Annotated in this window: 23 protein-coding genes, 1 tRNA gene and 2 riboswitches; of the genes, 22 read left to right on the forward strand and 2 right to left on the reverse strand. The window is 63.1% G+C overall.

The genetic code is table 11. The features are described 5' to 3' along the window. Window positions 1–144 precede the first annotated feature (144 nt). From NE591_RS07640 to NE591_RS07725, 18 genes are all read left to right on the forward strand, one after another. On the forward strand, window positions 145–609 hold the full coding sequence (locus NE591_RS07640) for an argininosuccinate lyase (RefSeq protein WP_117284202.1): 465 nt from the start codon (window positions 145–147) through the stop codon (window positions 607–609). Next, the gene (locus NE591_RS07645; protein ID WP_117284201.1) at window positions 590–997 is read left to right on the forward strand and encodes a type II toxin-antitoxin system VapC family toxin; all 408 of its coding nucleotides are present in this window, start codon (window positions 590–592) and stop codon (window positions 995–997) included. Before NE591_RS07640 ends, NE591_RS07645 begins: the two co-directional genes overlap by 20 nt. Window positions 998–1,188: 191 nt before the next feature. After that, on the forward strand, window positions 1,189–4,053 hold the full coding sequence (gene ppk1 / locus NE591_RS07650; protein WP_256156547.1) for a polyphosphate kinase 1: 2,865 nt from the start codon (window positions 1,189–1,191) through the stop codon (window positions 4,051–4,053). Between the two features lie 64 nt (window positions 4,054–4,117). Next, a complete protein-coding gene (locus NE591_RS07655) occupies window positions 4,118–5,851 on the forward strand; it encodes a polyphosphate--AMP phosphotransferase (RefSeq protein ID WP_117284199.1) in 1,734 nt (577 codons plus the stop codon). Window positions 5,852–6,293: 442 nt separating this feature from the next. Continuing rightward, the gene (locus NE591_RS07660; RefSeq protein ID WP_256156548.1) at window positions 6,294–7,205 is read left to right on the forward strand and encodes a class B sortase; all 912 of its coding nucleotides are present in this window, start codon (window positions 6,294–6,296) and stop codon (window positions 7,203–7,205) included. After that, the gene (purF, locus tag NE591_RS07665; RefSeq protein WP_173111660.1) at window positions 7,205–8,686 is read left to right on the forward strand and encodes an amidophosphoribosyltransferase; all 1,482 of its coding nucleotides are present in this window, start codon (window positions 7,205–7,207) and stop codon (window positions 8,684–8,686) included. Before NE591_RS07660 ends, purF begins: the two co-directional genes overlap by 1 nt. A gap of 17 nt (window positions 8,687–8,703) precedes the next feature. Next, window positions 8,704–9,780 (forward strand): phosphoribosylformylglycinamidine cyclo-ligase, encoded by a 1,077-nt coding sequence (gene purM / locus NE591_RS07670; RefSeq protein ID WP_173111663.1) that lies wholly within the window; start codon window positions 8,704–8,706, stop codon window positions 9,778–9,780. A 28-nt stretch (window positions 9,781–9,808) separates the two neighbouring features. Then, window positions 9,809–10,426: a phosphoribosylglycinamide formyltransferase gene (gene purN / locus NE591_RS07675; RefSeq protein ID WP_114538792.1), complete on the forward strand. Its 618-nt coding sequence runs from the start codon at window positions 9,809–9,811 to the stop codon at window positions 10,424–10,426. Between the two features lie 203 nt (window positions 10,427–10,629). Continuing rightward, window positions 10,630–11,622 carry an XdhC family protein gene (locus NE591_RS07680; protein ID WP_117284195.1) on the forward strand — a complete coding sequence of 331 codons (993 nt, stop codon included), beginning with the start codon at window positions 10,630–10,632 and terminating at the stop codon, window positions 11,620–11,622. A gap of 99 nt (window positions 11,623–11,721) precedes the next feature. Continuing rightward, window positions 11,722–11,804: riboswitch (ZMP/ZTP riboswitch) on the forward strand. A 124-nt stretch (window positions 11,805–11,928) separates the two neighbouring features. Beyond that, window positions 11,929–12,564, forward strand: a complete 636-nt coding sequence (locus tag NE591_RS07685; RefSeq protein ID WP_173111665.1) for an IMP cyclohydrolase — start codon at window positions 11,929–11,931, stop codon at window positions 12,562–12,564. Between the two features lie 258 nt (window positions 12,565–12,822). Then, complete coding sequence (locus tag NE591_RS07690; RefSeq protein ID WP_173111668.1) at window positions 12,823–14,004, forward strand: phosphoribosylaminoimidazolecarboxamide formyltransferase; 1,182 nt, start codon at window positions 12,823–12,825, stop codon at window positions 14,002–14,004. Window positions 14,005–14,155: 151 nt separating this feature from the next. Next, window positions 14,156–14,313, forward strand: a riboswitch (adenosylcobalamin-variant (AdoCbl-variant) riboswitch). Then, complete coding sequence (locus NE591_RS07695) at window positions 14,306–14,809, forward strand: DUF4430 domain-containing protein (protein WP_173111671.1); 504 nt, start codon at window positions 14,306–14,308, stop codon at window positions 14,807–14,809. It overlaps the preceding riboswitch by 8 nt. An 87-nt stretch (window positions 14,810–14,896) precedes the next feature. After that, complete coding sequence (locus NE591_RS07700) at window positions 14,897–16,063, forward strand: ATP-grasp domain-containing protein (protein WP_173111674.1); 1,167 nt, start codon at window positions 14,897–14,899, stop codon at window positions 16,061–16,063. Window positions 16,064–16,106: 43 nt separating this feature from the next. Further along, window positions 16,107–17,300 (forward strand): lysylphosphatidylglycerol synthase transmembrane domain-containing protein, encoded by a 1,194-nt coding sequence (locus NE591_RS07705; protein WP_173111677.1) that lies wholly within the window; start codon window positions 16,107–16,109, stop codon window positions 17,298–17,300. Between the two features lie 43 nt (window positions 17,301–17,343). Further along, window positions 17,344–17,826: a PaaI family thioesterase gene (locus NE591_RS07710; RefSeq protein ID WP_114538799.1), complete on the forward strand. Its 483-nt coding sequence runs from the start codon at window positions 17,344–17,346 to the stop codon at window positions 17,824–17,826. A gap of 76 nt (window positions 17,827–17,902) precedes the next feature. Beyond that, a tRNA-Pro gene (locus tag NE591_RS07715) sits at window positions 17,903–17,979 on the forward strand. Window positions 17,980–18,034: 55 nt separating this feature from the next. After that, window positions 18,035–19,249 carry an acetate/propionate family kinase gene (locus tag NE591_RS07720; protein ID WP_173111680.1) on the forward strand — a complete coding sequence of 405 codons (1,215 nt, stop codon included), beginning with the start codon at window positions 18,035–18,037 and terminating at the stop codon, window positions 19,247–19,249. 68 nt (window positions 19,250–19,317) lie between these two features. Further along, on the forward strand, window positions 19,318–19,557 hold the full coding sequence (locus NE591_RS07725) for a sigma factor (RefSeq protein WP_256156549.1): 240 nt from the start codon (window positions 19,318–19,320) through the stop codon (window positions 19,555–19,557). Here NE591_RS07725 and NE591_RS07730 read toward each other — a convergent pair. Further along, the gene (locus NE591_RS07730; protein ID WP_114538801.1) at window positions 19,466–20,116 is read right to left on the reverse strand and encodes an iron-containing alcohol dehydrogenase; all 651 of its coding nucleotides are present in this window, start codon (window positions 20,114–20,116) and stop codon (window positions 19,466–19,468) included. The two genes, NE591_RS07725 and NE591_RS07730, sit on opposite strands and share 92 nt — an antisense overlap. A 111-nt stretch (window positions 20,117–20,227) precedes the next feature. Between NE591_RS07730 and NE591_RS07735 the strand changes: the two genes are divergently transcribed. Next, entirely contained in the window at window positions 20,228–20,629 is a 402-nt protein-coding gene (locus tag NE591_RS07735; protein WP_114538802.1) for a MerR family transcriptional regulator, read from the forward strand. Window positions 20,630–20,690: 61 nt separating this feature from the next. Here NE591_RS07735 and NE591_RS07740 read toward each other — a convergent pair whose 3' ends face one another. Continuing rightward, a complete protein-coding gene (locus tag NE591_RS07740) occupies window positions 20,691–21,197 on the reverse strand; it encodes a metallopeptidase family protein (RefSeq protein ID WP_227069746.1) in 507 nt (168 codons plus the stop codon). Between the two features lie 505 nt (window positions 21,198–21,702). Here NE591_RS07740 and tatA point away from each other — a divergent pair. The 3 genes from tatA (at window position 21,703) to lysS (ending at window position 24,525) form a co-directional block, all read left to right on the forward strand. Beyond that, the gene (gene tatA, locus NE591_RS07745) at window positions 21,703–21,972 is read left to right on the forward strand and encodes a twin-arginine translocase TatA/TatE family subunit (protein WP_114538803.1); all 270 of its coding nucleotides are present in this window, start codon (window positions 21,703–21,705) and stop codon (window positions 21,970–21,972) included. A 96-nt stretch (window positions 21,973–22,068) separates the two neighbouring features. After that, window positions 22,069–22,539, forward strand: coding sequence for a transcription elongation factor GreA (gene greA / locus NE591_RS07750; RefSeq protein ID WP_022738867.1), 471 nt, complete (start codon window positions 22,069–22,071; stop codon window positions 22,537–22,539). A 9-nt stretch (window positions 22,540–22,548) separates the two neighbouring features. Next, on the forward strand, window positions 22,549–24,525 hold the full coding sequence (lysS, locus tag NE591_RS07755) for a lysine--tRNA ligase (protein WP_157012675.1): 1,977 nt from the start codon (window positions 22,549–22,551) through the stop codon (window positions 24,523–24,525). The last annotated feature ends 132 nt before the right edge of the window (window positions 24,526–24,657 follow it).

Below are 24,657 nucleotides of genomic sequence, written 5' to 3' on the forward strand. Positions count from 1 at the left end.
CGGGCCAGGGCGATCGCCACGGTGACCCCGTTCTGACTATCGGTAGAACGATAGTCAGAACGGGGATTGCACTAGGCCGCTTGTATATGCATGTAAAAGTAGGTATAATGCATGCAATGATTGCTCCGGAAGAGAGGACAAGAGATGCCTGCGCTTCAGGTAAGGGATTTTCCGGCGACGCTTTACGATGAGCTGAAGGAATACGCGGCGCGCAACCATCGCTCTATTGCCCAGCAGACGATCATCGCCGTGGAGGAGATGCTGGCCGAGGCATCGGCGCTGCGGCAGGAGTCCTTCCCGTTCGATGCAGATCGTCTGTCACGCCCCGCGCCGCGCAATGGTGATATTCAGCTCGCTTCAGCGGGGGTCGCAAAGGGAAGCTTCTGGCAGGAAAGAGGGGCAATCGAGGAGTCCCGAGCGCAGAGGCGTCAGCAGATTTTCGCCAATTTCGATGAACTGAACTGGAAGTGCAAGACGCTGACGACTGATGAGATCGTTGCATTGGTAAGAGAGGGAAGGGAAGAGCGCACCGATCGCATTATGGCATCCCTTGATCCTTTTGCCGACATCGAAGACGAGGGGGGTGTCAATGATCGTTCTGGATGCTAATGCCGCCGTGGCGATGGCCCAAGGCGGAGAAGCGGGGCAGGCGCTCAGAATGCTTGTGGGCAATGGGGAGGCGATCATCGCTCCGCGATGCTTCGTAACCGAAATGGGCAATGTGGCTTGGAAGTACATACGGATAGGGGGTCTTTCCGAGGAGGAAGGCATCGAGCTCTTCCAGAATGCGCTTGATTTGATAGACGGTTATGCGGATGACGAATCGCTTCTGCTGGAGGCGCTTCATGAGGCTGCGCGGAACAACCACCCTGTTTACGATATGCTTTATCTCGTCCTCGCTCGGCGCAATGCTGCTACGCTCTTCACGTTTGACAAGAAGCTGAGAGCCATCTGCGAGGCCAATGGGGTGAACTGTCTCGGGGCGGCGAGCTTGTAGGGTGGGCGTTTTGGCGAGGATCTTAGGAGCGGCCTGACGCATCGGACTGCTTTTTCCAGGGCCGTTGACATCCCGTTGCCAAATTTCGGCTAATCGTCCAAAGAATGGTAAAATACATAGGTCGCGCGCGTTCCGGTGCGCGGCTTGATTTTTTCGGCCAGCGACTATACAAGAGGGAGAAGGCTAGGCCCATGAACGCACAGGCATCGAAGGATACCGCGGCAACGACGACGATTGTGAAGCCGCCTTATATGCAGAACCGTGAGCTCTCGTGGCTCGATTTCAACAAGCGCGTGCTCGACCAGGGCGCCGATCCCACGGTGCCGCTGCTTGAGCGTTTGAACTTCATCTCCATCTTCTGGAGCAACTTGCAGGAGTTCTTCATGGTGCGCGTCGGCTCGCTCACCGACCTGTCGCTTTTGAAGAAGTCCATCATCGACCCGAAGTCCGGCATGACGCCGGCCCAGCAGCTGGACGCCATCTACGCCCGCTGCCACGAGCTGTACCCCTACTACGAGGAAACCTATAAAACGGTCCGCAGCCTCCTCGCCGAACAGGGCATTCGCGGTTTGCACAAGGAAGACCTCACGGCCGAGCAGCGCGATTATCTGCGCGGCTACATGGAAGACAACGTGCTGCCCTTCCTCTCGCCGCAGATCATCAACGCGCGGCACCCTTTCCCGCACCTGGAAAACGGCGGCCTGTACATCGTCGTGCGCCTCGATGAGGAGGCGCGTCCCAAGGCGAAGAAGTCGAAGGAGGAGCGCGCCCGCGACAAGGCCGAGGCGAAGGCCACGAAGAATCTGGGAGCCGAGGGCGTGACGCTGGGCATCATCCCGCTACCGCGCCAGACGAGCCGCGTCATCGAACTGCCCGGCGACGGGCTGCAGTTCATCCTGGTGGAGCGCGCCATCGAGATGTTCGCTGCCGAGGTCTTCTCGATGTACACCGTCAAGCACACCAACATCATCTGCGTGACCCGCAACGCCGATTTGGATGCCACGGAAGGCGCCGAAGAGCAGGGCGAGGACTACCGCGAGCACATGAAGCGCATCCTGAAGAAGCGCAGCCGCCTGGCGCCGGTGCGCCTGGAAAGCGAGCGGCCGCTCTCGCGCACGGTGAAGGGGCTTCTGCTGGAGAAGTTGGGCCTGGCCGAGCACCAGCTGTTCGTCACCCGCGTGCCGCTGAACATGGGCTACACCTGGGGGTTGGGCAGTCGTCTGTCCGCCGAGGCGCGCGCCGCGCTCACCCAGGCGCCGTTCACGCCTCAGTGGCCCGCCTGCCTCGATCGCAAGCGCTCCATCATCGAGCAGGTGAGCGAGCACGAGGTGCTGTTGTCGTACCCCTACCAGTCCATGGACGCTTTCGTGCAGCTTCTGCGCGAGGCCTCGGTGGACCCGGCCGTCGTTTCCATCAAAATCACGCTGTACCGCCTGGCGAGCCAGTCGCATCTGGCCGAGGCGCTCATCAACGCCGCCGAGAACGGCAAGGAGGTCACGGCGCTGTTCGAGCTGCGCGCCCGCTTCGACGAGTCCAACAACATCGAGTGGTCCCAGCGCTTCGAGGCCGCCGGCTGCCACGTCATCTACGGCTTCCGCAACTTCAAGGTGCACTCGAAGATCTGCACTATCACGCGTCAGACGGAAAACGGCCTGCAGCACATCACCCAGCTGGGTACGGGCAACTACAACGAGAAGACGGCGAAGCTCTACACCGACTTCTCGTTCATCACCTGCGATTCCCAAATCGGTCACGACGCTGCCGACTTCTTCCGCAACATGGCGCTGGAGAACACCTCGGACAACTACGACATCCTGTGGGTCGCGCCGCTCATGATCAAGCAGAACATCTTGCGCAACATCGACGAGCAGATCGAGCGCGCGCGCCGCGGCGAGAAGTGTGGGCTGTTCTTCAAGACGAACTCCATCACCGATAAGGAGGTCATCGACAAGCTGGTGGAGGCCTCCCAGGCGGGGGTGCCCATCGACCTGTTCGTGCGCGGCATCTCCTGCATCCTGCCGGGCGTGGAAGGCTACACCGACCGCGTGCGCGAGGTGTCCATCGTCGGCCAGCTGCTCGAGCACAGCCGCATCTACGGCTTCGGCCCGCGCGACGATTGCAAGCTGTATTTGTCCAGCGCCGACCTCATGACCCGCAACATGGACAAGCGCATCGAGATCGCCTGGCCCATTCTGAACGACACGCTGCGCAACCAGGTGCTGGGGTATTTGGGCATCTGCTACTCCGACACCGCCAAGCTGCGCGAGCTTCTGCCCGACGGCTCCTACACGGCGCTCGGCGCCTTCGCTGAGCGCGACGAGAACGGGGAGGTAGAGCTGTTCGATTCCCAGAAGTACCTCATTGCCGAAGCTCAGCGCATGAAGCTCGTGTCGGCCGAGCTGGCCGCCCGTCAGGAGGCCAACAACGGCGGCAGTGCGCGCATGGTGTTTCCGCTCGGGGAGGTGGCGACCGCAGGGAGCGCCCCGGCCGGCGCCGACGAGGTGGTGACGGAAGAGGAGTCGGAGTTTATCGCCCATCGCTCGCCGGAGTTGGAGGCGGCCGAGGCCAAGGCCGTGCGCGATGCGGCCGATGCCATGGCCGCGGCTGCGACGGCTACGGCGGCGTCGGTTTTGGAGGCGGTGACCAAGGGCGTGGCCCAGGAGGTGGCCGCTCTGCAGGCCCGTGAGGCCCAAGGGGCGACGGCGTCCTCGGAAGATGCCCCTGCTGCCGGTTCTGATCCGGTTGCGACCGATCCGGCCGAGGCGGCTGATCCGGCTGCGACAGCCCCGACCGCCGAGGGCCCCGTGGCCGAACGCGCGGAGTTGGATGCCGCGGCGGCAACGGCCGTGGAAGAGGGGCGCCCGCTGCCCGATACCGCGCCGAGCGCTGCTGCGGCACCGGCCCCTGCTCCGGCCCCCGCTCCGGCCCCCGCAACCGAGGTCATCGATGCCGCTCGCACCGATGACGGCCGCGCCATCGTGCCGGCCGCCGTGGTGGAACCGGCGCCTGAGGGCAATGCCATCGCGCGGTTCTTTCGCCGCCTGTTCGGCAAATAGGCCGGCGTCGCAGCGCCCGGTTCTCACAGAAGACGAACGCCCAAAGATAGGGGAAAGGAAAGCCATGCTCGAGAAGGTCACGTTCAACAAGAAGCCCATGAAGAAGGCCGTCTACAAGGAGCAGTGGGACGAACTTCTGGCCAAGCTCGTGGTGCTCCAGCAGCAGGCTCATAACGAGGGCGTGGGGCTCGTGGTACTGTTCGAGGGCTGGAACGGCGCCGGCAAGGGCAGTCGTATCTCCGATCTCATGTATCACTTAGACGCCCGCTCCACCGGGGTTTACGTGGGGCTCGACCTCGATCCGGACACCGAGCGCGAGTTCGTCGGCCGCGAGTGCGGCGTGACGGGCTTCTACCCCATTATGCAGCCCTTCTGGAAGGCCTTAGGCGAGCGGAACTCCATCACGTTCTACGATCGCGGTTGGTATACGGCGGTCATTCAGCATATGCTCTACAACGCGCCGGCCAAACTGCTGCTTCCCAAGAAGGAGGAGCGCCACTACTTGGATTCCGTTCACGACTTCGAGCAGCAGCTTGTGGCCGATGGCTACGTGGTGGTGAAGTTCTTCGTGCATATGACCAAGAAAGCCCAAGTCGAACGCTTGCAGCGGCTGCACGACGATCCCGTGACCCGTTGGCGCGTGACCGAGAAGAAGCTCGAGAGCCATCACGGCTACGAGACCGCCTACGAGCTGTACGACCGTCTGCTCGAGCGCAGCGACTACGACTTCGCTCCCTGGGTGCTGCTCAACGGCGAGGACAAGCGCCGCACGAACCTCACCATCGCCAGCACGCTGGTGGACGCCCTGGAGCGCGCACTCGCCCGCAAGGAGGCCGACGACGTGCTGAAGGCGTCGCTGGCGGCCCGCGAGAAGGCCGATGCGCTTCTCGCGGAAGAGCGCGCCGTGGAAGAGGCCGCCGCTGCCGAGGCAGCCGGTGCGGTGCCAGCGCCGGCGACCCAGCCTGGACGCGGCATGTTAACCGGCGTGGCTTTGGCCCGCGCCGAGGCCCAGGCGGCCGCGGCCCACGATTTGGCCCCCAAGAAGTCCCGCTTCGACATCGTGAAGCACTACCCCCAGGTGGACACGATCGACCACAGCCTGGTGCTCACCTTGGAGGAATACAAAACCGAGCGCAAGCGCCTGCAGGATCGCCTGTTCCGCCTGGAGAACATCATGTTCCAGCGCCGGGTCCCCCTCATTCTCATGTACGAGGGGTGGGACGCGGCCGGCAAGGGCGGCAACATCAAGCGTGTCGCCCAGGCCCTCGACGCTCGCGCCTACACCATCTTCCCGTCGCCGGCGCCCACCAAGCCCGAGCTCGCCCATCCGTTCCTCTGGCGCTACTGGACGCGCCTGCCCAAGGCGGGGCACGTGGGCATGTACGATCGCAGCTGGTACGGGCGCGTGCTGGTGGAGCGCGTGGAGAGTTTCGCCACGCCGGCCGAGTGGTCGCGGGCCTACGACGAAATCAACGAGTTCGAGCACGATCTGGTCGATTGGGGCGCCATCTTGCTGAAGTTCTGGGTCGATGTGAGCCCCGAGGAGCAGCTGCGCCGCTTCCAGGACCGCGAGGACGACCCGGCCAAGCAGTGGAAGATCACCGAGGACGATTGGCGCAATCGCGAGAAGTACCCCCAGTACAAGGCCGCCATCGACGATATGTTCCGCTTGACGTCGACCACGTTCGCTCCCTGGGTGGTGCTGGAGTCCGATGACAAGCGCTACGCCCGCATCAAGGCCCTGCGCATCATCGTGGAAGCCCTGGAGAAGCGCTTGGGCGAGTGCCCCGCCTCGTGATGCCCTCCAAGAGGACAGTTCGCCGTCGTCGCGGGGTTTTTCCTTGCGCCAACCCGGGGTTCAGGGTACTATGAACCCAACATCAGCAAGTTGGCGGGTGCGCAGAGGATGGCCCCGTTGCATAGAAGGAGTCCGCTATGTCTTTGTTCGGTTTCGAAGTGCCCATGGAGGCCATCTGGGTCGTTGTGGCCATCATCGTGCTCGTCATCGTGGTGTTCATCGCCAAGGGCTTCATGGACGAGATGAAGAAGTAGCAGCTCGCCCGCTCGACGGGGTGAGCTCAGGGCCCCTGCGGGGGCCCTTTTGTTTTCCGCCGGCGCAGGGCCGGGGAAGGCGAGAGCGCCGGCACGGGACCGGCGAGGACGTCGTGGGCGGCGCGGCCGAGGGCCGTCCCTGCGGTCCGGCACTACGCAGAGAGATCGATATCGAAGGGGGACGCCTCATGGCTACCGCAGAGAATACCGATACGAGGAAGAAAAAGAAGAAGCGCGGGCGCTTCTGGCGCATCGTGTTCTGGCTGGCGCTCATCGTGTTCATCGGCTCGGTGGGCACGCTGGGCTATCTGTTCTACACCTATTGGCAGGGCCAAAACGAGTACGAGGAGATTGCCAGCCGTGTCGTTGAAGTGCCCGAGGACGGCCATGTCGCGAACTTGGCTGATCTGGTGGTCGATTGGGACGCCCTGCGCGAGATCAATCCGGACATCGTCGCCTGGGTGTATATGCCCGGCACCGTCATCAACTACCCGGTGGCTCACAAAGACGGCGACTCGGAGTACTACCTGCACCACAACTTCAGCCTGGGCGAGGGCTCTTTCGGCGCCGAGTTCGGCTCCATCATGCTGTCGGGCGAGAACGCCGGCGACTTCTCCGACGAGGTGAACATCCTTTACGGCCATCATATGCGCAATGGGTCCATGTTCGCCCTGTTCGCCGAGTTCCGCGATTCGGCCATTTTCAATGAGCACCGCACCATTTACCTGCTCACCCCCGAGGGCAACTACCGCTTGCAGACCTTCGCCGTGGAGCACGTGCCCATGACCCATTCCTCCATCGCCACGCCGAACTACCCGACCGACGAGGAATTCACGGCCTTCAAGGACTGGCTCGTGGAGGAGTCCGTGGTCACGCCCGACCCCGATACCACCGACACCCTCGCCGATGCGACGAAGCTCTTTGGGTTCTGTACGTGCGATGGAGCCGACAACACCTGGCGCTATATCACCTTCGCCGATGTTGCTGAATTCGTGCCCATCAGCTATGTTGGCACCGACACCTACCAAGGCGACACGGCGGTGGAAGACGATGCGGCCGGCGAGATTGCCGCCGACGCGCAAGAGCGAGTGGAGGGCTAGTGGCCGATAGCATATTTCCCGGCGAGCAGCCGGATCGATTGGAAGAGGAGTGCGGCGTCTTCGGCGTCTACGCGCCGGGGGAGGACGTGGCGCGCCTGACCTGCTACGGGCTGCAGGCCCTGCAGCATCGCGGCCAGGAGAGCGCGGGCATCGCCGTGGGCGACGGTTCCACGGTCATCGAGGCGAAGGACTTGGGGCTTGTGACCCAGGTCTTCGACGAGGCAACGCTGGCGGGCCTTGGCGAGGGCGTGGTGGCCATCGGGCACGTGCGCTACTCCACCAGCGGCGGGAAGGCCTCCTGGGAGGCGGCGCAGCCGCACATCTCCGCTATCGACGACACGCTCATCGCGCTCGCCCACAACGGCACGCTGGTGAACACGAACCACCTGCGGGCGCAGCTTATCGACGAGGGGGAGCACCTGCGCGCCGGCACCGATTCCGAGGTGGCGGCCAAGGCCATCGGCCACCTCACGCGCCAGACCCATCATCTGCGCGAGGGCATCCGCTACGCCATGGAGAACCTGGAGGGCGCCTATGCCATGGTGCTCGCGAGCCCCGAGGCGCTCTACGCCTTCCGCGATCCCCACGGCATCCGACCCCTGTGCATCGGGCAGCTGCCCGAGGGCCGCGGGTGGGTCGTGTCCTCGGAAACCTGCGGACTCGACATCGTCGGCGCCGAGTACGTGCGCGATGTGGAGCCTGGCGAGATGGTGCGCTTCACCGCCGAGGGCATGGTGAGCGAGCAGGCCGTGCCGCCGCGCCCGCGGGCCTCTTGCATCTTCGAATACGTATACTTCGCCCGGCCCGATTCCGTGCTCGACGGGCAGTCGGTCTACCAGGCGCGTCGCGCCATGGGCCGCATTCTGGCCGAGGAGGCGCCCGTGGAGGCCGACCTCGTGCTTGGCGTGCCCGACTCTGGCGTGCCCGCGGCCCTGGGCTATTCGGAGGCCTCGGGCGTTCCGTTCACCGACGGCATTGTGAAGAACCGCTACGTGGGCCGCACGTTCATCCAGCCCACCCAAGCCATGCGCCAGCTGGGCATTCGCCTAAAGCTGAACCCGCTGCCGAGCGTGATTTCCGGCAAGCGCCTCGTGGTCATCGATGATTCCATCGTGCGTGGCAACACCTCCAAGAAGCTCGTGCAGATGCTGCGCGATGCCGGTGCGGCCGAGGTGCACCTGCGCATCGTGAGCCCCGAGGTGCTCTGGCCCTGCTTCTACGGCATCGACACCGATACCCGCGAGCAGCTCATCGCCGCGAACATGACGTTGGAGGAGATGAACGATTGGATCGGCTCCGATTCGCTCGCGTTCATCAGCCTGGACGGCCTGCGCGCCTCGCTCGCCGATGCGGGCCACGACGGCTTCTGCACGGCTTGCTTCACCGGCGACTACCCGGTGCCCATTCCCGACGATGTGGCAAAGAAGAGCTTTCTTACCCGCAAGGACTTCGAGGCGGTGTACGCCGGCGAGGTTTCATAGACACTGAAAGGAACCCCATGGAAAACCAGAACAGCGTGACCTATGCCGAGGCCGGCGTCGATATCGTGGAGGGCGCCCGTGCCGTGGACGCCATCAAGGACACGGTGCATTCCACCTATCGCCCCGAAGTGGTGGGCGACATCGGCGGCTTCGGCGGCCTGTTCTCCATCGCGGTGGCCAAGGACATGGTCGATCCGCTTTTGGTGTCGGGCACCGATGGCGTGGGCACGAAGCTCAAGGTCGCTCAGCGTCTTGGCGTGCACGATACGGTGGGCATCGATCTGGTGGCCATGTGCGTGAACGACATTCTTGCCACCGGCGCGGAGCCTTTGTTCTTCCTCGACTACGTGGCCGTGGGCAAGCTGGATGCCGAGGCCATGGCCAAGATCGTCGGCGGCATCGGCGAAGGCTGCCGCCAGTCTGGCTGCGCGCTCATCGGCGGCGAGATGGCCGAGCATCCCGGCGTGATGGACCCGGACGACTACGATCTGTCCGGTTTCTGCGTGGGCCTGGTCGATCGCCCGCGCATGCTCGATCCCGAAAGCGTGCGCGAAGGCGACGTGCTCATCGGCCTCGCCTCGTCTGGCCTGCATTCCAACGGCTACTCGCTGGCCCGCAAGGTGTGTATCGAGGGCCGTACCGAGGAGGAGCTGCGCGAGGCTCGCGAGGACTTGGGTGGCCAGAGCATTCTGGAAGCCCTGCTCACGCCGACGCGCATTTACGTGAAGCCGGTGCGCGCGGTCATGGAGCAGGTGCCCGGCGGCACCCGCGCTCTGGCTCATATCACTGGCGGCGGCATCACCGAGAACCTGAACCGCGCCTTGCCCGCAGGCGTGAACGCCGAGGTCGATTTGGGCACCTGGCCCATTCCACCGGTGGTGCGCTTTGCCTGCGAGCAGGCGAATCTCTCGGAGGAGGAGGCCCTCAAGACCTTCAACATGGGCCTCGGCATGATTCTCATCGTGAATCCGGACGAGGCTGAGGCCGTGGAGGCCGCCCTGGCCGATGCCGGCGAGCAGGCCTTCCGCGTCGGCCGCATCGTCGCTGGCGGGGGCGAGGTCCAGTACGCCAACGAGGGCGGCTTGTTCGCGTAGTCCCTGCGACCGAGAGAAGGGAAATGAGATGGAGAAGCTGAAGATCGGCGTGCTGCTCTCCGGTAGCGGAACGAACTTGCAGGCCATCATCGACGAGATTGCCGAGGATCTGCCGGTTGAGATCGTGCATGTGCTGTCCTCGCGCCCCGATGCCTACGGCATCGAACGCGCTCGGGCGGCCGGCATTCCCGTGACGGTGTTCGACCGCTCCTGCTACGAGGATCCCACGGCCGCCGACGGGCGCATTGCCGCCATCATGGATAAGGCTGGGGCTGAGTACCTGGTCATGGCCGGCTATATGCGCAAGCTCACCCCGGTAGTGCTCGACGCCTTCCCCGATCGCGTGCTGAATCTGCACCCGGCGCTATTGCCCTCCTTCAAGGGCGCCCATGCTATTCAAGATGCATGGGATGCCGGTGTGAAGGTGACGGGCGTAACGGTGCATCTGGCCAACGAGGACTACGACAAGGGGCCCATCGTGGCTCAGCGCGCGGTGCCGGTGCTGGAAGGTGACGATATCGACGCTTTGGAGGCGCGCATCCACGAGACCGAGCACGTCATTTACCCCGAGGTGCTGCGCGCCATCGCCGAGGGCCGCATGACCCTGGATGCCGACCGCAAGATTCATATTCAACCGCTCGGTTAAAAGCGCGCTCGGTGACACAAATTTTGGATTTTTTGGTCAAAAACCTGAGAAGTGAGTCTTGCGACGTTGGTTTTGGGCTCGAAACAATCGAAAATGTGTCCCGTTGCGCATCATTTTGGCGTGAATAGCGTCTTGTTGGTCAAAATATAGACTCATTTCTCGACTTTTTGACCATTTTTGAGAAAAATATTGCGGAGGAACCCATGAAACGAGAGACCATCGAAACCATTGTCGCTGATTTGCGAGCCGGTCGTGTGCCCGAGCTGGCCGTCGAGGATTTCCCGGCGTTCTCGGAAGAGGCGACGGCGGGCGATGCGCACATCGGCCCCGCGACGCTGGAGGCTATCGCCGCCACGCTAACTGAGGCCGATATCCCCACGTTCGAGCGCGCCTTGCGCGCTATGGACGAGGGCGATTTGGCGTGGCTCGGCTTCAAGGTCGTCTACGACGGGGCTGCTGCCCAGGGCAATGTGGACAATGAGGTCACGAAGAAGTACGGCGAGCAGGGTTCCGCCGACAGAGAGCTGCTTGTGTTCTTCTGCAACGATGCCAAGGAAATTGTCGCCTCCCGCGAGCTGTCGCCCCGCGATATCTTCCAGGCGAAGGACGTCACCCGCGGCCCCTCGATGCACAACGATCAGTTCGACGGTCTCACTTGGGCCAGCGAGCCTTTATTCGGGAAGGTGCGCGTCTGGCTGCTTGGAGCGTCCGATGCTGCCGTGGAGGTGGCGCAGCTGGCCGACCACGTGGGCTTCCATGTGGTGGCCGTCGATTACGACCCGGCGTTTTTGAACGAGGAACGTTTCCCGACTGCCGAGCGCATCATGCTGCATGGGGGCAACTTCGACGAGCTGGCTAACATGCCGGGGCGCCCTGAGGACTATGTGTGCGTGCTGACTCGCGGGCATATGTTCGACCCGGAAAGCTGCGTCTGGGCGCTGCAGAACGGCGTGCACTATGTGGGCATGATGGGGTGCGCGGGCAAGAACTCCACGGTGCACGACCTCGTCATCAATGCGGGCATTTCCGAGTCCGATTGGGATCGCGTGAAGCGGCCCATCGGTCTTAGCTTCGGCGCGAAGACCCCGGCGGAGCTGGCCATCGCCATTGTCGGCGAGCTGGTGGACGTGCGCTACAAGCAGCGCTACAGCGAAGAGGCGCAGGCCCGCCACGAGAAGAGCCTGGGGCGGGAATAGCCGCTCTGGCCGCGCTTGCGCCGCCGACGGAAAAGCCGTGGGAAAACGAGGAGCGCTCTTTCGCAGACGGCTCCTTCCGTGATAACCTGCTTTTCGAAGCGAACGCGCTGTGACTGACGGGTACGCGTGGGGAACCACGGGGGAGCAGCGCGCATATCCTGCCGACCGTCTGGGCAAGCCTTCTCGCAGGAGGGGCTTGCCCTTTTTAGTTGGGTGGGGCGCGGAAGATGCCGACGCGTCGAGAGCCGATGCGGAAAGCGCACCGGTCGCGGCAACGTCGGAGAGCCGAAGAGAAAGGGAACGCCCGTGCAAGACCTCGTCGAACTGCTGGAAAACAATCCCTACCCGGGCCGCGGTATCGTGGTGGGCAAGGACACCGTGTACTACTTCATCATGGGCCGCTCGGTGAACAGCCGCAATCGCATCTTCGCCGCAGAACCCGACGGCATCCGCACCGAGGCCCACGATCCCGCGCTTCTGGAAGATCCGAGCCTCATCATCTACCACCCCGTGCGCACGATGGGCGACGCGCTCGTGGTCACCAACGGCGATCAAACCGACACTATCGTGGAGGCGGGCGATTTCCGCGCTGGCTGCATGCAGCGCGAGTACGAGCCCGACGCGCCGAACTTCACGCCGCGCATCTCGGCCATTGTGAACCCCGACGGCTCGTTTGAGATGTCCATCTTGAAGCACGCCGATGGCGACCGCTGTATCCGCGAGTTCTTCGCCTACGAAGGTGCCGACGAGGGGCAAGGCTACTTCATCAGCACCTATCAGGGCGACGGCAATCCGCTGCCTACCTTCGCCGGCGAGCCCATCCCGGTGACGCTGCCGACTCCCGATGAGCTGTGGGCCGCGCTGAACGATGACAACAAGGTGAGCCTCTACGCCAATGTCGGCGGCGAAGTGACCCTCTACAACAAGAACCTCGGGGATTAATCGCGCCCATCTTCAACTACGGTTGAGCTTGGCGGGATGCGGGGCGCCGCTCACCAATCGAGTTCCGCAGCGAGCGCAACTGCGCACTCTCAACTACGGCTGAGCTTAGCGAAGATACGGGGTGTTCTGACCGAGCGAGTTCCGCAGCGACTGGAAATGCCCAGTGGGCATTTCCACAAAGCGAGGACTGTCTGAGCGAATCAGAATACCGCGTAGCTTCGCCCCCGAGGACCCAGAAACATCATAGATAGGAGAATCATGAACGAACTGGAACTCAAGTACGGCTGCAATCCGAACCAGAAGCCGTCGCGCATCTTCATGAAGGACGGCAGCGACCTGCCCATTCAGGTGCTGAACGGCAAGCCCGGCTTCATCAACTTCCTCGACGCTTTCAACTCCTGGCAGCTTGTGAAGGAGCTGAAGGAGGCCACGGGGCTGCCGGCGGCCGCTTCCTTCAAGCACGTGTCCCCGGCCGGCGCCGCCGTGGGCCATCCCCTCACCGAGACCGACCGCGCCATGTACTTCGTGGAAGACGCGGGCGAGCTTTCTCCCATCGCTTGTGCCTACATCCGCGCCCGCGGTGCCGACCGTCTGTGCTCTTATGGCGACTGGGCGGCGCTGTCTGATGTGTGCGATGCCGATGTGGCCCGCTATCTGGCGCGTGAGGTGTCCGACGGCATCATCGCGCCGGGCTACACCGACGAGGCGCTGGAGATTCTGAAGACCAAGCGCAAGGGCTCCTACAACGTGGTGCAGATCGATCCGGACTACGTGCCGGCCGAGACCGAGCTGAAGGACGTCTTCGGCATCACCTTCGAGCAGGGCCACAACAACTTCGAGATCAACGAGGCGCTGCTGGAAAACGTGGTGACCGAGAACAAGGAAATTCCGGAATCGGCAAAGATCGATATGATCGTCGCGCTCATCACGCTGAAGTACACCCAGTCCAATTCCGTGTGCTATGTGAAGGACGGCCAGGCCATCGGTGTGGGCGCCGGCCAGCAAAGCCGCATCCACTGCACGCGCCTGGCGGGCAACAAGGCCGATCAGTGGTGGCTGCGCCAGATGTCCGAGGTGCTGAACCTCCCCTTCAAGGCCGACATTCGTCGCCCTGACCGCGACAATGCCATCGACGTGTACCTGTCCGACGACGAGTGCGACGACGTGCTGCGCGACGGCGAGTGGCAGCGCGTGTTCACCGAGCAGCCCAAGGCCCTGACCCGCGAGCAGAAGAAGGCCTGGATCGCGCAGATGAGCGGCGTGACCGTGGGGTCGGACGCCTTCTTCCCCTTCGGCGACAACGTGGAGCGCGCCCGCAAGTCCGGCGTGGACTACATCGCCGAGCCCGGCGGCTCCATCCGCGACGACAACGTCATCGAGGTGGCCAACAAGTACGGCATCGCCATGGCCTTCACCGGCATGCGCCTGTTCCATCACTAATCGGACGATTGGGGCCTTGCTTGGGGCCTAAAGTGTCGGTTGTCGAACCCTTTGCGGCCGCTCTTTCGAGGGCGGCCGTTTTGCGCCATAATGGGTAGGTCAATGGCCCGTCGGGCCGCGCGTGGGAGCGCGGTGCGCGCCGTGGATGAGAATGCGGCAATGCGCGTCTCGGGAAATGTGGGTGGAAAGCCCGCGCTATGCCAGTAACCGTAAGGTTCGCCGTTGCGCCGAAGGGCGCGGCGGTGGCGAAGTCGGAACACCGAGCCGAACAACAGGGCCCTGGAAGAAAGGATAAGGAACTATGAACAAATTCGATATCACGGAGCTTCCCAAACAGTGGCTCGTGGCCTTGGTGGCCCTGGCCTTCACCTTCTTGCTGGTGGTGCCGGGCTGCGCCGGGGAGGCGGCCGATAACGGCGGCAACGGCGAGAACGCGGCCGAGCAGGCGGCCCAAGTGGCCGAGGAGGAAGGCCCCATCGAGGCCGGCCAGGCGGCGGAGGACATCGTTGTTCCCGTCTCCATCACGATGCCGGAAAGCGCCGGCGCCGAGCCCAAGACCATCGAGGTGACGGTGCCCGATGGCGCCACGGTGCTGCAGGCGACCGAGGCTGCGGGCTGGGATGTGCAGGTGGAGGACAGCGACTACGGCAAGTTCGTCACCTCCATCAACGGCATCGCCAACGGCTCTGAAGGCGAGGCCTCCGGCTGGGTGTACACGGTGAACGACGAGACGGTCATGGAAGCCTGCGACGTGCGCCAGCTGGCCGCCGGCGACTCCGTGCAGTGGTCGTTCTACGCCGGCTAGCCACCCCTCCGCGCCAAGCGCGCAATCCGGCGGGCTCCTCCAAGCGAGGGGCCCGTTTTGCAAGTCCCCTATGCGAAGGAGCTTTCCATGATCATTCTCGATGAACCCTACGCCTCCGTTCCGCTGCTCGACTGGATGGAGGCCTCGGCGCATCCCGTGCTCGCCAACGGGTTCACCGAGAAGCTCGTGGCGGGCGGCCGCACGTTGAACCTGGTGGACGCCGACGAGTGCGCCCGGCGCCTGGAGGCGGGGGAGCGCATTTACACAAACTCCGAGAACGCTCTGGCCTGGATTCTCGACCACGTGGACAACCCCACGCTCACCGATGCCATTCGCCTGTTCAAGGACAAGGCGGCCATGCGCGAGAAGCTCGCGCCTCTAAGCCCTGGCCTGTTCCATAAGACCGTCGATCGTGCGGGATTGGAAGCGGTAAACGTCGCCGATCTGCCGTTGCCGGTGGTGCTTAAGCCGGCGGTGGGCTTCTGTTCCATGGGCGTCTACGTCATCGAAGAGCCCGAGGATTGGGCGGCGGCCGTGGCCGACATCGCCCGGCGCGAGGACGGCTGGCATGAGCGCTATCCGGAAAGCGTCGTCGGCGGCAGCGAATACCTTATCGAAGGCTACCTCGCTGGTACGGAATACGCCCTGGACGCCTACTTCGACGAGGATGGCGCTCCCCATATCCTGAACATCCTGCGTCACGATTTCGCCGGGCCCGAGGATACCTCCGACAGGATGTATCTCACCGACGGAACCATTGTGGATGCGTGGAATGACCGCTTCACGGCGTGGCTGGCGGCTGTGAACGAGGTGGTGGGCGCCCGTAACATTCCCGTGCATGTGGAGCTGCGCGTCGATGGCGACTTTATCGCGCCCATCGAGTTCAACCCCTTGCGCTTCGCGGGCCTCGGCGGCACGGACGTGGCCTTCTACGGGGTGGGCCTGCGCACCTACGAGGCGTTCCTGGAAGACGAGCCGGTCGATCTGGCGGCGCTGTACGCGGCGCACCCGGGCAAGGTTTACTCCATGTCGCTTCTGAATCCGGCGCCGGAGGCCGATCTGGCGCGTCCCTTCGACGGCGCGGCGCTCTGCGAGCGGTTCAGCCATGTGCTCGCCTACCATGTTTTCGATCCGGTGACGGTGGGCTTCTACGGGTTCCTGTTCCTGGAAACCGATGCGGAAGGCACGGGGGCTGACGAGCGCGATTGGCTTTTGCGCAGCGATCTCATGGAGTTTGTGGGCGGCGCGTTATAATGATGCACCTACCCCTGTCTCCTACCACGACGGAGGTGCGCTGATGCGCGGCAATTTGCAGAAGATCATGATCGGCCTGGTGGTCGTTATCGTGCTCGCATTCATATTCTTTTCCGGCGACTCGCTGGTGAAGCTTGTCGACACCATCAAGCAGGGCACGCCCTTTTTCATCATTGCGGCGGTAGTGGCCCAACTGTGCAAGTACCTGGCCCAGGGCCGCGGCTTTCAGGCCTGCTTCAACACGGTGAACGGGCACATCAGCTACCGCACGGGGCTTTCGCTCGTGTTCGGCACCTTCTTTATGAACACGGTGGCGCCCTCTATGAACCTGGCCGGCACGTCGCTCGTCATGGCCACGGCCACGCGCAACGGCATGCAGGCGGGCAAGGGCACCACGGCGGCGCTGCTCATGCAGCTATCCATCGATTCCGGTTTCGTCATCATCATGCTCACCACCTTCGGCGTGCTCACCTTCACGGTGGGGCTGCAACCGGGGTGGCTGGCGCTCGGGCTGGTGGCCGTGGCGCTCGTGGGCGGCCTCGTGTTCGTCATCGCTGTGGGCGGGCTGAAGCCCCAGCTGGTGCTGAAGGTGCTGCGTCCGTTCGTGAAGCTCGCCGACAAGATCCTCGCGAAGTTCAAGAAGCCGGCCATTGACGAGTCCGTGGAGCGCACGATCCACAACTTCTCCAGCGCTGCGCATCTCATCACGAAGAACCCGCGCAAGACGGTGCAATCGTTTTTGTGGACGACCCTTTCCAGCATCTGCGAGATGAGCTGCTTTGTGCTCGTTGGCTTCGCGTTCGGCGTGCACCACCCAGAAGCGCTCATTTGCGGGTATGTTGTGGCCACGCTGTTCGCTATGATTTCCTTTGTGCCCCAGGGCGTCGGTGTCGTGGAGGCGGCGGTGACCGTGGCCTTCGCGCTGTTCGGCATCGGCTCGGCCACGGGTCTTGCCGTGGTCATCGTCTATCGCGGCATCGTGTTCTGGCTGCCGTTCCTCGTGGGCGCAGTGGTCATCCAGCGCATAAAGGCGTTTATGCCGCTGGGAAAGCGCGATTTGAAGGGCAAGGCCGAAGCCATGGAGCACGAGCTGCCCGACAAGGTGGAGGCCGTGAAGCAGGTGGAGGCCGACGAGGTCGCCAAGTGGGACTCCGCCGAGGCCAAGGCCGAGAAGGTGTCGGTGTCTGCGAAGGTTTCGCAGTCCGGGTCGGGGAAGGCTCCGAAGAAAACGAAATAGACGGGCACCGCGAAGGCGTCCGGCGCGAAAGGAAACGAGAGTGATGACGGGAACGAATCTGGCGGGCGCTGCTTTGGAAGTAGCGCAGAAGCGCGAGACGCAGGGGCTCAACCACACGCTGGGCGTTCACTTCACCAAGGTGGAACCGGGCCTCGTCGAGGCAGAGATGCCCATCACTCCGGCGCTTTTGCAGCCTTTCGGTTTTCTGCACGGAGGCGCCACTATCGCGCTTCTGGAATCGGTCGCTTCGGCCGGCGGCGAGCTGGCATGCGACTTGGAGACCGAGCAGCCCTTCGGCGTGGAGGTGACCATCCGTCACAAGAAGAGCGGTCGGGAAGGCGATGTGGCTCGCGGCGTGGCGAAACTCGCCGAGCGCAAACCGTCGTCGAAGGCCGGCTACAAGCTGTACTGGGACGTGGCCGCCTACGACGGGGACGGCGACGTCATCAGCGACGGCGTCATCGTGGTGAAGGTGGTGCCGAAAGACTACCTCGCCCAAAAGCTCGCCGAGCGCGGGCAGGCGTAAAATTCCCCTGACTTCCCCCTTGCACTGTGCGTGCTCTGTGGTATCATAGCGTTCGCTGTCCGCAAGGACGCACTTTCGGGTTGTGGCTCAGTTTGGTAGAGCGCTGCGTTCGGGACGCAGAGGCCGCAGGTTCAAATCCTGTCAACCCGACCATCGAATTCAAGAGCCGGCCCCGCGCCGGCTCTTCTTGTATGGAAGGGAAATGCTCATGCGCATACTGGTCGTGAATGCGGGTTCGTCGTCGCTGAAGAGCCAGCTTATCGAGACTGACGGCAAGGTTTCGCTCATGAAGTGCCTGGCCGAGAAGGTGGGAACCCCCGACGCTTACATGAACGTGGCCTTTGCGCCCGATTTCCAGAAGGTCACCTATCATGTGGCGGATATGACGGTAGCCGAGTGCCTGAAGAAACTTTTGGAAGCGCTGGTGGACGATCCGGAGAGTCCCATCAGCGACCTTTCGCAAATTGACGCCATCGGCAACCGCATCGTGGCCGGCGGCGAGTACTTCACCAAGTCCGTCATCATCGACGGGCCGGCCCGCGAGAAACTTGAGCTGTGTGAGGAGCTGGCGCCGCTGCACAACCCGCCGGCTGACGCCTGCATCGATATGATGGCCGCGCTCATGCCAAGCACGCCCCAGGTCGCCGTCTTTGACACGGCCTTTCACGCCACCATGCCCGCGAAGGCCTACATGTACCCGCTGCCGGCTCGCTACTACGACGATTATCGTATCCGCCGCTACGGCGCTCACGGCACGAGCCACCGCTACGCGGCCCAGCAGGCGGCGAACCTGCTCGGCCGTCCGCTGCGCGACTTGGGCCTCATCACGTGCCACCTTGGCAACGGCGGCTCCATTACGGCGGTCAACCATGGGAAGTCCATCGATACCACCATGGGCTTCACGCCGCTGGAGGGTCTCATGATGGGCACGCGTTCCGGCTCCATCGACCCGGCCATCCTCACCTACATCATGCGCCGCGAGGGCATCTCCTTCGACGAGATGGATGCCGTGCTGAACCGCGAGAGCGGCGTGCTCGGCGTGTCGGGGCTGTCGGCCGACATGCGCGACGTGCTGGCGGCGGCCGATGCGGGCAACGAGCAGGCGCGGCTGGCCATCGACATGTACGTGTACCGGGTGCAGAAGGCCATCGGCGGCTTCTACGCGGCCATGACCCGCACCGACGCCGTGGTGATGACCGCCGGCATCGGCGAGAACTCCGCTGAGCTGCGCGAGCTTATTTTCGACGGGCTGGCCCACATGGGCATGATCCTCGACCGCGAGCGCAATCACGTGGTGGGCCAGATCGGCGTGAACCGCATCATCTCCATCGACGACAGCCCCATCAAAATCTGCGTGGTCACCACCGACGAGGAGATGCGCATCGCCCGCGAAACCGACAACCTCGTAAGCCAGCTGGGGTAAAGCATTTTCCGAAATCTTCCGACAAAACACCTTCCCCAATCGTGTTAGAGGAAAGGGAAGGAGAAACCGTGGCCTCGCAAACCGAGGTGGAAGCTGTGTACCGCCTCCACATTGGGGCGGTGTACCGGCTGTGCTACTCCTATTTGGGAAGCGCCGCCAAGGCCGAGGATGCCGCCCAGGCAGTGTTTCTCTCGCTGGTAGAGCATCCCCGCACGTTCAACGACGCCGAGCATGAGAAGGCGTGGCTGATCGTCTGCGCCCAAAACCGCTGCCGCGATGTGATGAGAAGCGCTCGCTGGGGTGGCTGAGCCCCGACGAGTACCGCCGCAGCGAGGGCTGGGCGGTGTAGGAAGGTACGAAAAAACGTCCGCACCCCCGGCCCTTCACCTTGGTGGCTTCGTTAGTGATGACGCCGCCGTTGTTCTGCTCGGCGCCGGTGCCGGAGAGCGTGACCACGCACCCCAGCGGGATGAAGGCGGTCGGCGTCTTGTCCTGCACGTGCTCGAAATCGTCGATGTCCTCGTCGAGCAGCACCTGAGCGGAGACGATCTTGCAGCAATCGAACACCGAGCCGCCGCCCACGGCGAGGATGAAGTCGACCCCTTCCTCACGGGCGATGCGGGCCCCTTCCTGCACCTTCTCGTAGGTGGGGTTAGGCATGATGCCCGGGAATTCCACGACGGTCTTCCCCGCATCTTGAAGCGCCGCCACGATTTCGTCATAGAGGCCCGTGCGCTTGATGGAGCCTCCGCCGTAAGCGAGCATGACCTTCTCGCCCATGGCGGGCAGCTCGGCGGCGAGCGCGGTGTGCAGAGCGCCTTCGCCGAAGTAGTTCTTGACGGGGTACTGGTAAGTGAACGAGTTCATGGGAATCCTTTCTTGTCAGGATGTCTTTCAGCTGCTAAAGTGCGACTCTATCAATCGGTAGTTACTACCGCAAAAGGGCAGTGGCAGCGAAAGCAAGGAGCATTCACAAACATGACGCAGCTTTACTCCATGAAGCAGGTGTGCGAGACGACGGGCCTCACCTACGAGACGCTGAAGTTCTACTGCAACCAGGGGCTCGTGCCCAATGTGAAGCGAGGCGCGAACAACCGCCGCGTTTTCGACGAGCGCGATGTCGAGTGGGTCAAAAGTCTGACGTGCCTTAAGCGCTGCGATATGAGCATCCAGGAAATGAAGGAGTACCTAGCGCTGTGCTTGCAGGGGGCCGCCAGCATTCCCGAGCGCAAAACGATGCTCGAGGCCAAGCGCGCGCGACTTGCGGAGCTACTCGTCGAGGTGCAAAAGAGCATCGACTATATCGATTGGAAACAGGGCTTCTACGACGATGTTCTGGCGGGAAGGACGGAGTACGCAAGCAACCTGCTGCCTCGATAGGGCCGCACGCTCTCTTTCGCTCAAGGGGTTGCATGGCTCGGCGCGGGGCTATCCTGCCCCCTTACTCGTAGCCCATGGCGGCCAGCTGGTCCTCGTTAAGGCCGAAGTAGTGGCCCAGCTCATGGATGATGGTCTTGCCGACCTCTTCCACGATTTCCTCGCGGCTGTTGAAGCAGCGCTCGTGTGGGCCTTTGAAGATGGTGATGACGTCGGGGATGTCGTCGTCGTAGCCGTTGGCCCGTTCCACGATGGACAGCCCGTCGAACAGCCCGAGAAGGTCGTCGAATTCGTCCTCGTCGTCCTCCGCCTCGTATTCGCCGCCTGCGTCTTCCGCTGCTGCGTCGTCTTTTGCATCGCGTTCCGCAGGCGTATACGATTCGGGGCCATCTTCGTCTTCGACAAACGCTGGTTCGATGTCCCATTCCTCGTCATAGCCCACATGGTAGGCGCTTGGCTCTTCTTCCCATACGATGGCCACGTTGTTCAGCGCTTCCATGAACTGCTCGGGCATCGCATCAAGGGCCTCGGCGATGGCGGTTTCGAATTCCTCATCGGTCATGCGGTACATAGCTGCTCCTTCTGGATGCGAATGCTGAACACCCATTCTATCCCATCGAGGTTGCGGCGAACCGTAGCCCGAGGCGTGTTTTTGTCACGACGCAGCAAGCATCGCGTCATTATCCTGCCCCAGGCTACGGTGTATCGTGTGGATAACATATCGATTTCTGGCATATCGCCTGGTCGTAGCCCCGGGGCGATTTGTTGTATCAGGATAACACCGTAGCCAGACAAGGAAAAATGCCTGGCTCTTCGAACCGGGGTGGCAAAAATTTGTTTCTGGCTACGGTCGCCGCTTTTCTTTCGCGCCTTTTGCGAGAGGTGGAGGCTGAACGGCGGACGTCGTTGAAGTATTTGTGCGAAACGCGGCGCGGTGAGGGGGTTTGTGTTACCATTGCCCGCGCATTCAAAGGCGCGCGGAGGGTCCGGGCGCACTGCTCGTCGGAAACGAGACGACGGCGGGCGATTACCGATAAGGCAAGGCGACCCCTTGCCCGACCTTATGGAGGAATTGCATGAAGATTCTGGGCATGGGAGTTCCCGAGCTCCTCATCATCCTGGTCGTTATCCTGCTCATCTTCGGCCCGAAGAACCTGCCCAAACTCGGCAGCGCGCTCGGCAAGACGGTGAAGAACCTGCGTGAGGGCATGGGCGCCGGCGAGAAGGACGTCGAGGAAGCCGCCGACGACGAGGAAGTTGTCGAAGTGGTGGAAGAGGTCGTGGAAGAGCCTGCAGCCGCCCCGAAGAAGACGGTGAAGAAGGTCGTCAAGAAGAAGGCCGAGTAACCTCGCTCCTTCGACAACATCAGGCAAGAACGGTGGTGCGCCCGCTGCGTTGTGCGGGCGCACCACCGATGTATAAGAGAGAAAATAGGAATCATTATGGCTAACGACAACTACGTGCTGACTGAAGAAGGCAAGAAGAAGCTCGAGGAGGAGCTGCACTACCTCGAGAACGAGAAGCGTGCCGAGATCGGCGAGCGCATCAAGGTCGCCCGCGAGTTCGGCGACATCTCCGAGAACTCCGAGTACGACGATGCCAAGAACGAGCAGGGCATGATGGAGGCGCGCATCGCCGAGATCAGCCGCATCCTCTCCGAGGCCACCGTTGTGAACGCGCCGAAGCGCTCGAGCAAGGTGAACATCGGCTCCACGGTGACCGTGGACATGAACGGCCGTGAGCGCGTGTTCACCATCGTCGGCGGCGCCGAGTCCGATGCCCACGAGGGCAAGATCTCCAACGAGTCGCCGGTGGGTCAGGCGCTGCTCGGCTGCAAGAAGGGCGACGAGGTGACGACGACCGGCCCCACTGGTCGCGACATCAAGCTGACCGTTATCAAGATCGAGCACTAGGAGACCGGAATGGCCGAAGCGGTAGAAATCATCGAAGACGATCCCATCGAGGTGCGCCGCGCCAAGCGCGAGGCGCTGATTGCCGCGGGCATCGATCCCTATGGGCACTCGGTCAAGCGCAGTCATTCGGTAGGCGAGCTGAACGAGAAGTACGCGCACTTGGAAGACGGCGAGTCCACCGAGGATGAGGTGCTCATCGCCGGCCGTGTCATGGCCAAGCGCGTCCAGGGCAAGATCGCGTTTCTGGAGCTGCGCGAGTCCGGCTGCGACATTCAGCTGTTCTGCCGCATCAACGCGCTCGGCGAGGAGGCCTTCGCGGCCCTGTGCGATTTGGATGTGGGTGACTGGATCGCCGTCCATGGCACTATGATGCGAACCCGCCGCGGCCAGCTGTCCGTAGCGGTGGACTCTTTTGAGCTGATGAGCAAGTCGCTGCGGCCTCTGCCCGAGAAGTTCCACGGCCTGACGGACAAGGAGACCCGCTATCGCCAGCGCTACGTGGATCTCGTTATGAACCCCGAGGTGCGCACCACCTTCGAGCGCCGCTTCAAGATCGTCTCGGCCATCCGCCGCTACATGGAGGAGCAGGGCTACTACGAGGTAGAGACGCCGTTTCTGCATGCCATCATCGGCGGCGCGAACGCGAAGCCCTTCATCACGCACTTCAACGCGCTTGATCGCGACTACTACCTGCGCATCGCCACGGAGCTGCCGCTGAAGCGTCTGCTCGTGGGCGGTTTCGAGAAGGTGTTCGAGATCGGCCGTCAGTTCCGCAACGAGGGCATGGATCCGTACCACAATCCCGAGTTCACCACCATGGAGGCTTATGAGGCCTTCGGCGACCTTAACTCCATGATGGATCTCACCGAGGGTTGCATCAAGGCCGCGGCCGAGGCAGCCTGCGGCACGCTGAAGATCGAGTACCAGGGAACGCCGGTGGATTTGTCCGGCGACTGGCGCCGCGCCTCCATGATGGAGCTGGCCAGCGAGCACGCCGGCGAGGAGGTGTCCTTCGACCGCAGCCGCGAGGAGCTGGTGGCCATTCTGGAGAAAAACGGCGGCCATGCCGAGGCGGCTTGGGGCAAGGGCAAGCTCATCTCCGAGATCTTCGAGGCCGTGGCGGAGGAGAAGCTCATCCAGCCCACCTTCGTCGTCGACCACCCGCTGGAGATCTCGCCTCTGGCGAAGAAGCATCCGGAGAACCCCGAGCTCACTCAGCGCTTCGAGCTGTTCATCCTGGGCCACGAGTACGGCAACGCCTTCACCGAGTTGAACGACCCGGTGGATCAGGCCGAGCGCTTCCGCGCCCAGGTGGCGGCCAAGGACATGGGCGACGACGAGGCCATGGGCTTCGACGCCGACTACATCCGCGCGCTGGAGTACGGCATGCCGCCGGCTGGTGGCGTGGGCATCGGCATCGACCGCCTGGTCATGTTGCTCACTGATGCGCCGTCCATTCGCGACGTGCTGCTGTTCCCCCACATGAAGGACGAGGTGCTCGGGGACGGGAGGCCGGTGTGCGCGACTGAGAAGGAGCCGGCCGAAGCTGCCGGCAGCGCCGATGCCGACGCTGCGGCCCCCGCGTCCGAGCCCATCGACTTCTCCGACGTCGTCATCGAGCCCCTCTTTGAAGACGAGGTGGACTTCGACACCTTCAGCAAGTCGGACTTCCGCGCCGTGAAGGTGAAGGAGTGCACTGCGGTACCGAAGTCGAAGAAGCTGCTGCGGTTCACCTTAGATGACGGCACGGGCGCCGACCGCACCATCCTGTCGGGCATCCACGCCTACTACGAGCCGGAGGAGCTCGTGGGCAAGACGCTCATCGCCATCACCAACCTGCCGCCGCGCAAGATGATGGGCGTGGCCTCCGAGGGCATGCTCATGTCCGCCATCCACGAGGTGCCCGGCGACGACGGCGAGCCCGAGGAGCGCCTGAACCTCCTCATGGTAGACGACCACATCCCCGCCGGCGCCAAGCTGTACTAGGCGCTTGCGCTGACGACTCCAGGACGGCCCCCTTCGCAACTGCGGCGAAGGGGGCCGTCCTTTGTATCCAGCTTCTTGACGGCTGGTGAATGACGGCGCATCTCCGCGGTGCCCCTGCTTAAAATGAGAGGG

The sequence above is a fragment of the Adlercreutzia sp. DFI.6.23 genome, from assembly GCF_024462535.1.
GTDB classification, from domain to species: domain Bacteria; phylum Actinomycetota; class Coriobacteriia; order Coriobacteriales; family Eggerthellaceae; genus Adlercreutzia; species Adlercreutzia rubneri.